The sequence below is a fragment of the Paenibacillus sp. KS1 genome, from assembly GCF_001680695.1.
Taxonomy (GTDB): domain Bacteria; phylum Bacillota; class Bacilli; order Paenibacillales; family Paenibacillaceae; genus Paenibacillus_B; species Paenibacillus_B suaedae.
In genome coordinates, this window is the sequence record NZ_MAIS01000003.1 from 135,435 (window position 1) to 148,940 (window position 13,506).

Here is a 13,506-nt window from a genome sequence, read left to right on the forward strand (position 1 = left end):
CGACGCAAAGACGGGGAACCTGAAGTGGCTCTCCGTCTTCTTCATTATTGACAGCATTTTTTTGCGAGTCAGGTGGAGTAAGGGGGATTGTCCTCCGAGATTGAAGCTCCTTGCTTGCGACGCAATAAAAATCCTGTAACGGAAGACAGCAGATACATCGTGCCGCCAACGATATATACGGCCTGTGCTCCCCAAATATCGGAGATTGTTCCGGCGAACAGTACGGAAACTCCGAACAATATGTATGAGATGGTGCTCTGAGCGGCAAATACATGCGGCTGCTCATCAAGTGGGGTGATGTGCTGCACATAGGTACGCTGGGCAATATCTCGCAGCTGATAAAATGGACCCATCAGAACTACGATGGCTAAAGCGACAAATGCTTGCGTATTCCATGCATATCCGTATACGAGTAAGCTAACTCCAAATGATCCGATCAGAATTGTGCCGACTAGATGTTTATGAATGCGTGCAGACAGTTTCAGTGTAAGGAGTCCGCCGAGAATCGTTCCCGCGTAATAGGCAGCATTAATATATCCCCACCAGGCTTCATCCTTATGAAGCACCTCTTGCGCAAAGACGAGTGTCACACCGCCAATCCATATTCCGCCTGCAACTCCCTCCAAGATGTCCATCCACGTAATAACGCGCAGCTTCGGATGTGTGAACAGGTACGTCCAGCCGGCCATAATGGAATGAGATTTCTTATCTGCGCCTACACTTGATTCTTGATTGTGCGACAATCGCAAGATAGAGAGACAACCAAGAAAGAGAAGGCCTGCAGACAATTGAAGAACAAGGGAATGTCCAAGCTTAGCGACGAGAATTCCCCCCATAGTCCATCCAAGCAGAGACAGCATTTGCATACTGGTCGAAACAAGGCTATTGGCGTGAACTCTCTTATCCTCTTCAACTAGGCGCGGATATAAGGCGTTTGCCGCTGCAGAAGCACAGCCTTCTACGTATCCGATACCAACTATGGCACAGAAAGAATAGGCGAGAAACTGTGTTGTCGATAACATTGATGCAAGTGGCGATATAGAGAATGCGACAACGGCTGATAATGCGAATTGCAAAAGCAAAAACAATCGCGTAACATGAGCGATACTCATGCGGCGGTACCAGATTGGCAGCATGAAGCTGCTCGCCAGTATCGCCATTGAACGGACAAAGGACACGGCTCCGGCAAAGGCAGCTGAATCCGTCATTTGGTAGACTGCTGCAATCAATGTCATCATGTACAGAGACCCTGCGAGATTCGCGAAGGATCTGCTGGATAGAAGCGAGTAGAACGAACGATTCAATGCGTCTCACATCCTATGCAATTTCATAATTTTAACATTATAGCATGGATGATCTTTCTTTTTAATAACTATTTTTAAAAAATAATAATACTAGACTGGATGAATTGAAGCTCTCATCATTCCGCTTTGTTTCTCTTATGATGGAAGGTCGCTTTCAATAACATCTTGATGTCCTTCGATGCTTTCAAAATGCCAAATACCTTTACTTTGCTAAACGCTCCTTGTTAAACTCGAATGCGCCCATCACTGATTATGTAATGTGCTTCATCTCTTACTGTTCACTAGCATGGCTGTGTAGCTGATTGCGTATGGATACCGCCCTCTTGCCTTCAATCCAGTCGTGCTTCGATTTTGGATAAATGCTTGAGCATGCGGTGAGACGCGAGTTTGTCATCCTGCGCGTCAATTGCCTCGTAGATTCGCCGATGCTCTTCCAGAAGCTGAGTGGTGGAGGAACGCTCTCCGAACAACCACATGCGTCTAGTCTCGCCCATATGCTCAGCACATTTCTGATGGAACATTTGCAGCATCGGAATAAGCACTTCATTGTGACTGGCCTCAGCCAGCAGAACATGGAACAGGAAGTCATCATGCTGACTAGCTTCTTCATCCTCCAGATGCTTCTCCATACGATGCAGACACGTAGCCATAGCCTGCAAATCAGCGGATGTACGTCTTTTGGCTGCGAGTCCAGCTGATCCAACCTCTATCATCTTACGAACCTCTATCAGTGACTTCACAGACTCCACATCGGTAAGCCATCCTTGCAGCTGTTCAGATGGTGTTTGCTCATACTTACGTACAAAGGTTCCGCCACCGTGACGGATATCAAGCCAACCCATCGCCTTAAGTGCGCTAAGGGCCTCGCGTATGGTAGAACGACCTACTGCATATTGTTGAGCAAGTGCTTCGACAGAAGGCAGCTTGTCGCCGGGCATATAAATTCCTCCACGCAGCTGCTCTAGTAAATGTTCTTGAATGAGCTCCGAGCCCTTTTTTAATCGAAATTCGGTCATGTTGCTGTGAACCCCTCTTCCTGAAATATTAAATCAAAAATAATAAATATTATAAAATTATTTTTCGAAATCGAGTGACATTTGTCTCAATCATACGTTATAATATGCCAAAAGTCATCAGATGACCTGAACAATTCAGCAGATGTGGAGAAGACTGTTGAATCGTTCACTTCAGATGTTGACTCGTATCCAAGAGACCAAGGAGGAGTTCATTCATGATAACGATTGAAGCACGCGAGCGACTGCTCAAGCTGCTTGGGCCAGAGCGGTATCGCGATGATAAGGAGAGCTTGGTCACGCATTCTTATGATGCTACACCGATGATGCAGTCTCTGCCTGATGCTGTTGTATATCCGGAATCGACAGCAGACGTGCAGGAGATCTTGCGCACGGCGAACGAATACCGTATTCCCATTGTTCCTAGGGGCGCTGCAAGCAACCTGTGTGGCGGAACTGTCCCTGTAGCAGGGGGAATCGTCGTAGCCATGACTCGTATGAATAAGCTCATTGAAATGGACACCGAGAACCTTACGGCAACCTTCCAGCCTGGCTTGAACACGAAGACGTTCCATCGGGAAGTGGAGAAGCGTGGACTGTTCTATCCGCCTGACCCTAGCAGCATGTCCATCTCAACCTTGGGCGGCAATATCATGGAAGGGGCCGGCGGCCTGCGCGGTTTGAAATACGGAACGACGAAGGATTATGTGATTGCACTCGAGGCGGTACTGCCGAATGGCGAAGTGATCCGCACGGGAGGCAAGTTGTACAAGGATGTAGCAGGCTACGATTTAACGAAGCTGTTAGTAGGCTCCGAAGGAACGCTTGCGTTGATTACAGAGGCAACGGTTAAGCTGCTGCCCGCACCAGGTATCCGCAAGACAATGCTCGTATCCTATAAAGATATTTATGCTGCTGCCCGCAGCGTGTCACGGATTGTAGGCGCTGGCATCATCCCAGCCACACTTGAATTCATGGATCAGCCGACGATTCGCGTGGTTGAGGAGTATAATCATATCGGGCTTCCAACAGACATGCAGGCAGTTCTGCTTATTGAACAGGACGGTCAAGATGAGAACGTTGTCATGCGCGATATGGAAGCGATTGCGAAGATATGCAGTGAGGAAGGTGCAGATCGCGTTCAGACTGCGAAGGATGAAATTGAGGCTGAACAGCTGATGAAGGCACGCCGCAGCGCATTGTCCACATTGGCGCGTATTCGCCCAACGACAATTTTGGAGGATGCGACCGTACCGCGCTCGAAGATTGCGGAAATGGTACTGGCCATCAATCGTATTGCAGAGCAATATGGGGTGAATATTTGTACGTTCGGTCATGCGGGAGACGGCAATCTTCATCCAACCTGCCCGACAGATGCACGGAATGAGGATGAGATCCACCGTGTTGAGCAAGCGTTCGCGGACATTTTCGAGGAAGCGATTCGCTTGGGCGGCACGATTACCGGTGAGCACGGAGTTGGAACGGTGAAGGCTCCATATCTTGAATGGAAGGTTGGATCTACAGGCATCGACGTGATGAAAGGCATTAAGCAAGTGTTCGATCCGAATGGAATTATGAATCCAGGCAAGATATTTGCTAAGGCTGCTCGCAAAAGGTTGGTGGTTTCCCGATGAGTCAACAACAACTAGAGAAGACAAACAATCCGCTGCAGAAAGAACTCGTGAAGACGCTCGATTATGAGCAGTTAATGAACTGTATGCGCTGTGGATTTTGTCAGCCGACTTGCCCGACTTATCAAGAGACTGGATTGGAAGCTGCTTCCCCTCGTGGACGAATTGCACTCATGAAGGCAGTAGCAGATGGCATTATGGAACCGGATGAATCTTTCCAGAAACAGATGAACTTGTGCTTGGGCTGTAGAGCCTGCGAGCCTGTATGTCCGTCGGATGTGAAATACGGTCAGCTGCTTGAGCAGACGAAAGAAGCCATGCATGCGCACAATAAGCCGCCGGTTGCGGTTAAGGGATTGAATCGCATCGCGCGCCCTGTATTTATGAAGCACAATCGTCTGTTGCGGATGAGTAAGCTTCTGCAAACGTATCAGCGTTCGGGATTGCAGGGTTTTGCACGGAAGAAGAACTTGCTACGCTGGCTTCCTCCACAAATGCAAATGATGGAGCGCATCCTGCCTGAAGCGGACAGCCAAGGTGTAGTGAAGCGGGCTGGTGGCCGTCACTTCCTGGCCAAAGGCGAAAAGCTCGGCACAGTAGGGTTATTCCGTGGGTGTATTATGGACGTCTTGTTCACTGAAACGAATGTGAATACAATCCGATTGCTAACCGAATCCGGCTATGATGTCATCATTCCGGAATCCCAAGGCTGCTGTGGAGCTTTGTTCGCTCATGGCGGAAGTGATACGGCTACAGCTAGGGATTTGGCGAAGCAAAATATTGAGGCGTTCCGTGATGCGGGTGTTGATTATATTGCCTCTAATGCAGGCGGATGTGGAGCGTTGCTTGTAGAGTATGATCATTTGCTGAAAGAAGAGTCGGAATGGGTGGAGCCGGCTAAGAAATTCGCAAAGCAAGTGAAGGATATCAGTGACTTGCTTATGCGTTCACAGCGTTGGAGCAATCTTCCGGTAATGCCGCAAGGCAACTGTGGGACTGCTGAATCATCCGAACCATCTGAAACGGTAACCTATCAGGATTCCTGCCATTTGCGGAACGTTATGCGGGCTTCCAATGGGCCAAGACAGCTTATTCGCCGCATTCCTGGCATCCGATACAAAGAGCTGGAAGGCGCGGATGTATGCTGTGGATCCGCTGGTATTTACAACATTGTACAGCCAGACATGGCTAACTCGATTGTTGATCGGAAGATGGATGCTGTTCGCGAGACACAGGCTTCGATTATCCTGACAAGCAACCCGGGCTGCTTAATGCAAATGAAGGTAGGCGTAGAACGGGATGGCGTAGCTGAGCAAGTGAAGGTCATGCACGTCGTAGACTATTTTGCGGAAAAGATGTTGAAGTAATATTTCAGATTACCTATAATAATCTTGTAATTATATTTTAATAACATACTAACAGACATCCATGTAGTCAATTGGCGGGGACGATTGACTTCATCGTAGGAGGGGTTAAATGTGAACGTCATTCCACTTAATGAAGCATGGGCGGAGCCGATGTGCGAGTTGTGGAACCGTGAACTGGGCGACCTGTTCCCAATGAGACAACAGCTGTTCGTGCAAAATAGTTTTCGAGATGTAAACGTTTACTTGCCTGGCTCCTGGATCGCCCAAGATTCAGATGGCAGACTTCTAGGATTTATCATCGCGAAGAAATGGCAGGAAACAGAGCGCGAGATGAAGCTAGGAGAAGGAGGAGGCTGGATTCAGGCACTTGTCGTTCGTTCCGAAGCAAGGGGGAAGGGGATAGGTTCTGAATTGCTCGGACGGGCTGAAGAGGCATTGCGTGAAGCTGGCGCGTCTCAAGTATTCATCGGACGTGATCCGTGGCATTATGTTCCGGGCCTCCCAAAAGCGTTGTCAATGCACCGTCAATGGCTAGAGAAGAGAGGATTCAAGCAGCTCTATGAGGTTAGCGACATGCTGTCCTCAGATGAGACCGATCTGATAGTGACTCCAGAATTTGCAGATGGAGCGATCGTGAAGTTGCTCACGCCTGAGGACGAGGAAGAAATGTTGACATTTTTCCGTCGCTGCTTTCCGGGCAGATGGCTGTATGAGGCACAATGCTATTGGGAACGCGGAGGACAGGGAAGAGAATTCATAGGATTGTTCCAAGGCAGTGAAATGATCGGCTTCTGCCGGGTCAATGACGAGCATTCTCCGCTGATTGCGCAGAATACGTATTGGGCGCCATTGTTCGAAGAGCCGCTTGGCGGTATTGGGCCGCTTGGTGTTGATGATCAGTATCGCGGCAAGGGATACGGTCTTGGTCTGGTCAAGGCGGGAATCGCTGAATTGCAGCAGCGCGGCATGCGCCAGCTAGTCATTGACTGGACGGAACTGGTCGACTTCTATGCGAAGCTTGGATTCCATACGTGGAAGAGCTATGACCTTATGAGCAAGGCCCTGTAAATTGTGAGTTCAAAACGACGAACCGAACGATAGTGCGGTGAACAATGAAACGCGTGGAAGACGGATTGAAAGATATGGATAAGAATCTTTGATCCTTGAGCCTCCACTAGATCAACTTTGCTCAGAACGAGGTTGAGTAAGTCTTTGGAACAACGATAAGGAACCCCGGCAGAACCATACGTGCTGGGGTTTTTGTCTATAATGGGATGATAAATGTGACATATTACGTAATCCTTGCGGGCTCTTCTCCCTTTCTCACTCTTTATTTCTAGCCAATTCCAAGCAGGCAGGGCAGCTTCTTCTTCGCGGCTTGTGCAGCTGCACATTATTGACGTATTGTTCATTTATGTGGCGTCCAATCAATATGATGCCGCCGTTCAGTATTTAAATGATACAAGAGAAAGCATTCGATTTATGAAGAGTCAGCGCAAATAAAATAGGTAAACTCGCTTAAGTCCTTCCTTCTCACCGACACTATCTGATGTGCATATAATGTGATCCGCCGTGAAATATGGGCGTATGCACAGCAGGCAGCTAGGAATGCCGCGGGGAGGGATGACTATGAAGTGGAGCCGTAATATATCTAGTGAGGAGTGGGCAAGCGTAATTACCCACGCAGTTGGATTATTGTTCAGTGTGTGGGCATTAGGCGTGCTTATCAGTGCCGCGTGGCAGCGCGGGACGTCGGCGCATATCATCGGAGCTTCAATATATGGGATTACGTTGATTATGATGTTTACAACCTCGACGATTATGCACGGCTTGCCGGAGGGCAGATCGAAGTACAGATTTACAATCCTTGATCATATGGCAATCTACTTATTTATTGCGGGAACGTACACTCCCTTCCTGCTCGTCGTGCTGCATGATGAGTTCAGCCAACAGCTGCTAGGATTAATATGGGGGACTGCGATTGCAGGAATTATATACAAAGCATTCTATACAGGACGTCATATGTGGTTCTCTACGGTTGCCTATGCAATTATGGGGTGGCTGATGATAACGGTATGGGACAGCTTGGTGCAGGCGATTCCTTTTGAAGGTGTTATGCTGCTGGTGATTGGGGGAGTATGCTATACGGCAGGCATCCCATTCTTTGTGTGGCACCGGCTTCCTTATCATCATGCAATTTGGCATCTGTTCGTATTAGCCGGCTCTGTCCTGCACTTTGTATGTATCTACCGCTATGTAATCTAGTTAGAAGGCAGGAAGAAACACTGAGATCTGGGTCTCAAAAAATAATTCCACCATGTTAAGGTTCAACCCTTGACATGGAGTTGTGATTTAGGTATGATAAGAAACGTCGATGGGCTGTAAAGTGTTTTTCCTTTACGAAAGGAGTGGCCCGTATGAACGAGGAACAGGTACTGGCTAAGACGAACCGAATTAATATGCTGTTCGACTTCTATGAACCACTGCTCACAGAGAAGCAGCAGACGTTCCTGAAATGTTACTTTCAAGATGATTTTTCACTAGGCGAGATTGCAGCCGAATTCGGTATCAGCCGCCAAGCGGTGTATGAACATATTAAGCGGGCGGAGCAGACGCTCGAATCTTATGAGAGCAAGCTCGGCTTGCTGTCGAAGTTCGAACGTCGGACAGAGATCGTAATGGCGCTGCAACGTGCAATGGACGATATGGATAGCATACCCGACCCGCAGCGCGCGGAACTGCAGACGATTGTCCGTGAACTGCAGGCGTTGGATTAAGGGAACGGGGTGAGATAATATGGCATTTGAAGGATTAACGAACCGATTACAGAATGTATTCAGCAAGCTGCGCGGCAAAGGCAAGGTTGGTGAAGATGACGTCAACGAAGCGATGCGCGAGGTACGCCTGGCGCTGCTCGAAGCGGATGTTAACTTCAAGGTCGTTAAGGAATTCATTGGCAAGGTGAAAGAGAAGGCCGTTGGTCAGGAAGTGATGAATAGCTTCACACCGGGTATGGTCATTATCGACATCGTCAATAAGGAATTGACGGAATTGATGGGTGGTACAGCTGCGAAGCTGGCCAAGGCCAACAAGCCGCCAACTGTCATTATGATGGTCGGTCTCCAAGGTGCTGGTAAGACGACTACTTCAGGCAAGCTTGCGAAGATGCTGCAGAAGCAGAATCATAAGCCGCTTCTTGTCGCTGCCGATATTTATCGACCAGCTGCGATTAAGCAGCTTCAAGTGGTTGGCGAGCAGATTAAGGTTCCGGTATTTGCACTTGGTGACCAAGTGAGTCCGGTAGAAATCGCTCGTCGCGGTTTGGAGCATGCGAAGGAGAATAACCTTGATTATGTCATTATCGATACTGCAGGTCGCCTGCATATCGATGAAGCATTGATGGAAGAGCTGAAGCAAGTTCATGCTACAGCGAAGCCAGATGAAGTGCTGCTCGTCGTTGACGCGATGACTGGTCAAGATGCGGTCAACGTTGCAGAGAGCTTCAACCAACAGCTTGAGCTTACTGGTGTTGTGCTGACCAAGCTCGATGGCGATACACGTGGTGGTGCAGCCTTGTCTGTTAAGGCAGTTACGGGTTGCCCAATCAAATTCGCTACACTCGGTGAGAAGATGGACGCGCTTGAACCGTTCCATCCAGAGCGGATGGCATCACGGATTCTCGGCATGGGGGACATGCTCTCCTTGATCGAGAAGGCGCAAATGAACATCGACACAGAGAAAGCCAAGGAAATGGAAATGAAGATGCGCAACGCAGCTTTCACATTCGATGATTTCCTTGAGCAGATGCAACAAGTAAAGAAGCTCGGTCCTATCGATCAGATTCTGGATATGATTCCAGGGATGAATAAGGTGAAGCAAAATGCGAACCTGAAGGTGGATGAGCGTCAAATGGGTCGAATCGAAGCGATTGTCCGTTCGATGACGAACGAAGAACGCCAAGATCCAGATCTAATTAATCACAGCCGTCGTAAGCGGATTGCAGCGGGCAGCGGAACTCAGTTGGCTGATGTGAACCGTCTTATCAAGCAATTTGATGAGATGCGCCGGATGATGAAACAGTTCTCCGACATGATGGGTCCGAAAGGCCCTAAGATGATGAAGAACTTGAAGAGTAAAGCAGGCAAGGCTGGTAAAGGAATGAGATTTCCTTTCCGTTAATGCATAGACGAGCGCAGTTTTTATACTCGCTCGATTGATTATTCGAATTCCGTTAAGGAGGTGAATTTCGTGGCAGTACGTATCCGTTTGAAACGCATGGGTGCTCATAAAGCACCATTCTATCGTGTAGTTGTATCCGATTCCCGTTCCCCGCGTGACGGTCGTTTTATCGAGGAAATCGGTCATTACAATCCGGTAGCACAACCAGCAGTCGTTAACATCGACGAGGAAAAAGCTTTGAAATGGTTGCAAACTGGTGCTCAAGCATCTGACACGGTTCGCAACTTGCTCAGCCAAGCTGGCGTAATGAAAAAGTTCCATGAACTGAAACACCAGAAATAATCTAACCGTTCGGAGGGTCGCGAATGGAAGAGTTAGTGTCAGTAATTGCACGCGCTTTGGTCGATCATCCGGAGGAGGTCCGTGTGGACGTCGTGGAGAAGGACCATGTCATCGTGTATGAGCTTCACGTTCATCCTGACGATGTCGGAATGGTTATCGGGAAGCAAGGTCGTATCGCTAAGGCGCTTCGTACGGTCGTCACGTCGGCAGCTGTTAAAGTTCCAAAACGAGTTGCCGTGGACATTATTTCATAATTGCACGCAAGAGGGTTAGGATGAAATCCTAGCCCTTTTTCGTATGCATGAGGCTGAATGTGTTACACTAGAAAGAAGATATTCGCAGGTTGGGCCTCCGAATATTTACGATAGATTGAATGAATGGTGATTACCAACGGCAGGAGGATAAGTCATGGCTCAAAGAATGTTTAATGTCGGCAAATTGGTCAATACGCACGGCATTCGGGGTGAAGTGAAAATTATCCCGACAACAGATTTCCCGGAGGAACGCTTCGCTCAAAAGAGCGAGTTAGTTCTGCAGCAACCGAACTCCAATAACAGTGTATCCGTTACCGTTGAGCGGTCGCGTCTACATAAAAATATGTACATCATTAAATTTGTGCAATTCGACAATATCAATGAGGTTGAGAAATATAAAGGTTGGATGCTGAAAGTAAGCGAAGAGCAGCTGGATGAGCTCGATGAAGACGAATATTACTACCATGAGATTATTGGTTGTAAAGTCGTGACAGACGAAGGCGAAGACCTTGGAATCATTGACGAGATACTGTCTCCAGGCGCGAATGATGTCTGGGTTGTGAAGCCTGCGAAAGGAAAATCAATCTTGATTCCGGTCATTGATGAAGTTGTGCTTACGGTTGATGTGCAGGAGAAGGTCGTAACGGTTCATATTATGGAAGGACTTATTTAATATGCGTATCGATGTGTTGACCCTTTTCCCAGAGATGTGTGAAGGGGTATTCGGATCCAGTATATTAGGGAAAGCGCGTGAGAATGGGCATGTTGTAATTAACACGGTCAACTTCCGCGATTATTCTGATAATAAGCATCAAACTGTTGACGATTATCCGTATGGCGGTGGCGGTGGTATGGTGCTAAAACCGCAGCCGATCTTTGCGGCGGTCGAAGACTTAATGGTGAAGGCAGCTGAAGAGCGGGCTTCAAGAATAGCAGAACCGATGGGTAGTCACGATAAAGCTGCGAAACCACGCGTTATTTTAATGTGCCCGCAAGGAGAGCGTTTCACGCAGAAGAAAGCAGAGGAGCTTTCACAGGAGTCCCATTTAATATTCGTGTGCGGCCATTATGAAGGATATGATGAGCGCATTCGCGAGCACTTGGTGACGGATGAACTATCTATAGGTGACTATGTATTGACAGGCGGTGAATTGCCCGCAATGACCGTGGTTGATTCTGTTGTTCGTCTGCTTCCTGGCGTGCTGGGCAATGAGATGTCTGCGGTAACGGATTCGTTCAGTACAGGACTGCTTGAATATCCGCATTATACCCGTCCAGCACAGTTCCGCGATTGGAAGGTTCCTGATGTACTCATCAGTGGCCATCATGCCAATATAGAGATATGGAGACGCGAACAGGCTCTGAAGCGGACGCTGGAACGGCGTCCTGATTTGCTGGAGCATGTGGAGCTGAGTAAGGACGACCTGAAAATAGTACAACGCTTGAAAAGTGATGCCGAGCGAAGCAACGCTTAATGAGAGCTAACCGGTTCAATGAGTGGAAGGTGAATAGACTGCTCCACCATAAATGACTGAGATTCTATGTACGATGGACATAAAATCTCAGTCTTTTTTTATTGGATTCATTCGTTACGCGTATAAGCCCAATTTGCATAACTGTTGTTTACGAAAAAAATAAATAATGGGGACAATATTGTTCATAGGTCGCATGTAACATGGGACATCATGAATTCCAATGAAGTGAGGCAAAGTTATGAGTAAAAGTGAGATTCGTAAGAATGGATTGCGGTTGTTTATTGCGATGCCGCTGCCGAAATCTGCTGTTCAAGTATTGGAAGAGTGGTGCACAGCAGGGAAGCAGCGCTGGCAATTTGCGAAATGGGTACACCCGCAGGATCTTCATATTACGCTCCAATTCCTTGGGGCGGTAGATGAGCATGTTATTGAGCGGATTGTACATGTATTGAAGGAGGTGTCCAGAGGGGGCGCTCCAATTGATCTGCAATTCGATGGCGTGGGAAGCTTTGGGACAAAAGAAGCCCCACGTGTACTATGGGCTGGTCTAGGAGGAGCAATCGACAAACTGCGACAATTGCACCATAGCGTTACAGCCGCTACTTCGCCTTTAGGATTCGAACCGGAGGAACGCCCTTATCGCCCGCATATTACGCTGGCCCGCAAGTATCGCGGAGGGGAAGGTCAGCCCTTCACCATGAACAGCGAACCACTTCCTCCGAATCAATGGACGGGTGAAGAGATCGTGCTGTTCCAGACACATATGAATCAAAGTCCTATGTATGAGCGTTTGCATACTTTTACTCTGGGTCAAGGATAGTCTAATGTACATGTGCTGCAATCATTGGGTCAGGCCTCGTTAATACGACGTCTTGAAAAACAGGTCTATCCTCACGTATATTTTCCAATCTTACACATTTATAATGGAGTCACCATTTTGAGCATGTCGAAAATGGTTGAAAAAGCAATATAAATTGTGAATGGAGGGATATCGTGGAGAGATATGCTTCGCGTATCGGAACGCTGCTGCTTCTGATTACGACCATGCTTTTGGTCGGTTTTTCAAAGCCGGATGATACGCGAAAGGCGACATGGATATGGCAGGCGGAGAGAATAGAGACAGAATCGGAGCAACTGATTGATTTTGCCAAAAAGAATCGCATTAATGTAATGTATCTGCATATGGATATGACGATTCCAGAAGCATCATATCGGCGCTTTCTGAAGCAGGCAGGTCAAGCAGGAGTTGAAGTGCATGGCTTGGCAGGGCATCCCTTATGGGCTTTGCGTGAATATCGGGACAAGATGTTGAAGCTGACAGAGTGGGTTAGCGCTTATAATCAGCATTCTGCTGCGGACGAGCGTTTCAAGGGGCTGCATTTGGATGTTGAGCCCTACGTGCTTCCAGATTGGGAAGATGATCAGCCATCGATCATTCGCTCTTGGACGGCGAATATGAGCGATTGGCTAAATGCTGTCAAGAGCCGCAGCGATTTAGAGCTCAGCGTCGACATGCCGGTATGGTTTGACTCGATCACGGTTCCAGATGCACAAGAGACATCGTTGTCGGAATGGATCATTCGCCGTTTCGATCATGTAACGTTAATGGCGTACCGTCAGCAGATAGAAGGTGGGAACGGAATTTTGGAGCTTGTCCAGAATGAAATAGAGATCGCTGACCGTGTCGGGACACCGATATGGATTGGGGTCAACACGAAGCCAATGAAGGAAGCTCACACTACCTTCTATGATGCGGGTGTGCAGGAAATGGAGTCGGTGTTGAATCAGGTTCAGGAGCGGCTGCGGCATCATTCCTCCTTCACAGGAGTTGCCATCCATGATTATCGTTACTGGAATCATATGCTGGAGAGAGATGGTCAACCAGGGGATCCCCCAGGGCCAAAGCCTGACCCAGATCCAAAACCAGATCCAAAACCAGAT

At 48.1% G+C, this 13,506-nt stretch carries 13 protein-coding genes and 1 pseudogene; 12 read left to right on the plus strand and 2 right to left on the minus strand.

Going from position 1 to position 13,506, the window contains the following annotated elements:
• Positions 1 to 68 precede the first annotated feature (68 nt).
• Entirely contained in the window at positions 69 to 1,304 is a 1,236-nt protein-coding gene (locus tag BBG47_RS02155) for an MFS transporter (RefSeq protein ID WP_065290322.1), read from the minus strand.
• A gap of 329 nt (positions 1,305 to 1,633) precedes the next feature.
• On the minus strand, positions 1,634 to 2,320 hold the full coding sequence (locus tag BBG47_RS02160) for a FadR/GntR family transcriptional regulator (protein ID WP_065290323.1): 687 nt from the start codon (positions 2,318 to 2,320) through the stop codon (positions 1,634 to 1,636).
• 215 nt (positions 2,321 to 2,535) lie between these two features.
• Here BBG47_RS02160 and BBG47_RS02165 point away from each other — a divergent pair, with 215 nt between their 5' ends.
• From BBG47_RS02165 to BBG47_RS02220, 12 genes and pseudogenes are all read left to right on the plus strand, one after another.
• Entirely contained in the window at positions 2,536 to 3,951 is a 1,416-nt protein-coding gene (locus tag BBG47_RS02165; RefSeq protein ID WP_044353481.1) for an FAD-binding oxidoreductase, read from the plus strand.
• On the plus strand, positions 3,948 to 5,315 hold the full coding sequence (locus BBG47_RS02170; protein ID WP_065290324.1) for a (Fe-S)-binding protein: 1,368 nt from the start codon (positions 3,948 to 3,950) through the stop codon (positions 5,313 to 5,315). Before BBG47_RS02165 ends, BBG47_RS02170 begins: the two co-directional genes overlap by 4 nt.
• Before the next feature lie 111 nt (positions 5,316 to 5,426).
• On the plus strand, positions 5,427 to 6,383 hold the full coding sequence (locus BBG47_RS02175; protein WP_094183116.1) for a GNAT family N-acetyltransferase: 957 nt from the start codon (positions 5,427 to 5,429) through the stop codon (positions 6,381 to 6,383).
• 561 nt (positions 6,384 to 6,944) lie between these two features.
• Positions 6,945 to 7,580 carry a PAQR family membrane homeostasis protein TrhA gene (trhA, locus tag BBG47_RS02180; RefSeq protein WP_065290325.1) on the plus strand — a complete coding sequence of 212 codons (636 nt, stop codon included), beginning with the start codon at positions 6,945 to 6,947 and terminating at the stop codon, positions 7,578 to 7,580.
• Between the two features lie 152 nt (positions 7,581 to 7,732).
• Positions 7,733 to 8,092 (plus strand): putative DNA-binding protein, encoded by a 360-nt coding sequence (locus BBG47_RS02185; RefSeq protein WP_021256580.1) that lies wholly within the window; start codon positions 7,733 to 7,735, stop codon positions 8,090 to 8,092.
• Between the two features lie 19 nt (positions 8,093 to 8,111).
• A complete protein-coding gene (gene ffh, locus BBG47_RS02190) occupies positions 8,112 to 9,494 on the plus strand; it encodes a signal recognition particle protein (protein ID WP_021256579.1) in 1,383 nt (460 codons plus the stop codon).
• A 69-nt stretch (positions 9,495 to 9,563) separates the two neighbouring features.
• Positions 9,564 to 9,836 carry a 30S ribosomal protein S16 gene (gene rpsP, locus BBG47_RS02195; protein WP_021256578.1) on the plus strand — a complete coding sequence of 91 codons (273 nt, stop codon included), beginning with the start codon at positions 9,564 to 9,566 and terminating at the stop codon, positions 9,834 to 9,836.
• A gap of 23 nt (positions 9,837 to 9,859) precedes the next feature.
• Positions 9,860 to 10,090, plus strand: a complete 231-nt coding sequence (locus BBG47_RS02200) for a KH domain-containing protein (RefSeq protein WP_005551913.1) — start codon at positions 9,860 to 9,862, stop codon at positions 10,088 to 10,090.
• A gap of 154 nt (positions 10,091 to 10,244) precedes the next feature.
• Entirely contained in the window at positions 10,245 to 10,763 is a 519-nt protein-coding gene (gene rimM, locus BBG47_RS02205) for a ribosome maturation factor RimM (RefSeq protein ID WP_065290326.1), read from the plus strand.
• 1 nt (position 10,764) lies between these two features.
• Positions 10,765 to 11,565: a tRNA (guanosine(37)-N1)-methyltransferase TrmD gene (trmD, locus tag BBG47_RS02210; protein ID WP_065290327.1), complete on the plus strand. Its 801-nt coding sequence runs from the start codon at positions 10,765 to 10,767 to the stop codon at positions 11,563 to 11,565.
• Between the two features lie 238 nt (positions 11,566 to 11,803).
• Complete coding sequence (gene thpR / locus BBG47_RS02215) at positions 11,804 to 12,385, plus strand: RNA 2',3'-cyclic phosphodiesterase (protein WP_065290328.1); 582 nt, start codon at positions 11,804 to 11,806, stop codon at positions 12,383 to 12,385.
• Between the two features lie 173 nt (positions 12,386 to 12,558).
• Positions 12,559 to 13,506, plus strand: a pseudogene (locus BBG47_RS02220) (hypothetical protein); the annotation flags it as partial.

Coding starts and splice junctions, on each gene's coding strand:
- BBG47_RS02200 (WP_005551913.1), top strand. CDS start 9,860: ATGGAAGAGTTAGTGTCAGTAATTGCACGCGCTTTGGTCGATCATCCG.
- trhA (WP_065290325.1), top strand. CDS start 6,945: ATGAAGTGGAGCCGTAATATATCTAGTGAGGAGTGGGCAAGCGTAATT.
- thpR (WP_065290328.1), top strand. CDS start 11,804: ATGAGTAAAAGTGAGATTCGTAAGAATGGATTGCGGTTGTTTATTGCG.
- BBG47_RS02165 (WP_044353481.1), top strand. CDS start 2,536: ATGATAACGATTGAAGCACGCGAGCGACTGCTCAAGCTGCTTGGGCCA.
- BBG47_RS02185 (WP_021256580.1), top strand. CDS start 7,733: ATGAACGAGGAACAGGTACTGGCTAAGACGAACCGAATTAATATGCTG.
- BBG47_RS02160 (WP_065290323.1), bottom strand. CDS start 2,320: ATGACCGAATTTCGATTAAAAAAGGGCTCGGAGCTCATTCAAGAACAT.
- BBG47_RS02170 (WP_065290324.1), top strand. CDS start 3,948: ATGAGTCAACAACAACTAGAGAAGACAAACAATCCGCTGCAGAAAGAA.
- rimM (WP_065290326.1), top strand. CDS start 10,245: ATGGCTCAAAGAATGTTTAATGTCGGCAAATTGGTCAATACGCACGGC.
- trmD (WP_065290327.1), top strand. CDS start 10,765: ATGCGTATCGATGTGTTGACCCTTTTCCCAGAGATGTGTGAAGGGGTA.
- ffh (WP_021256579.1), top strand. CDS start 8,112: ATGGCATTTGAAGGATTAACGAACCGATTACAGAATGTATTCAGCAAG.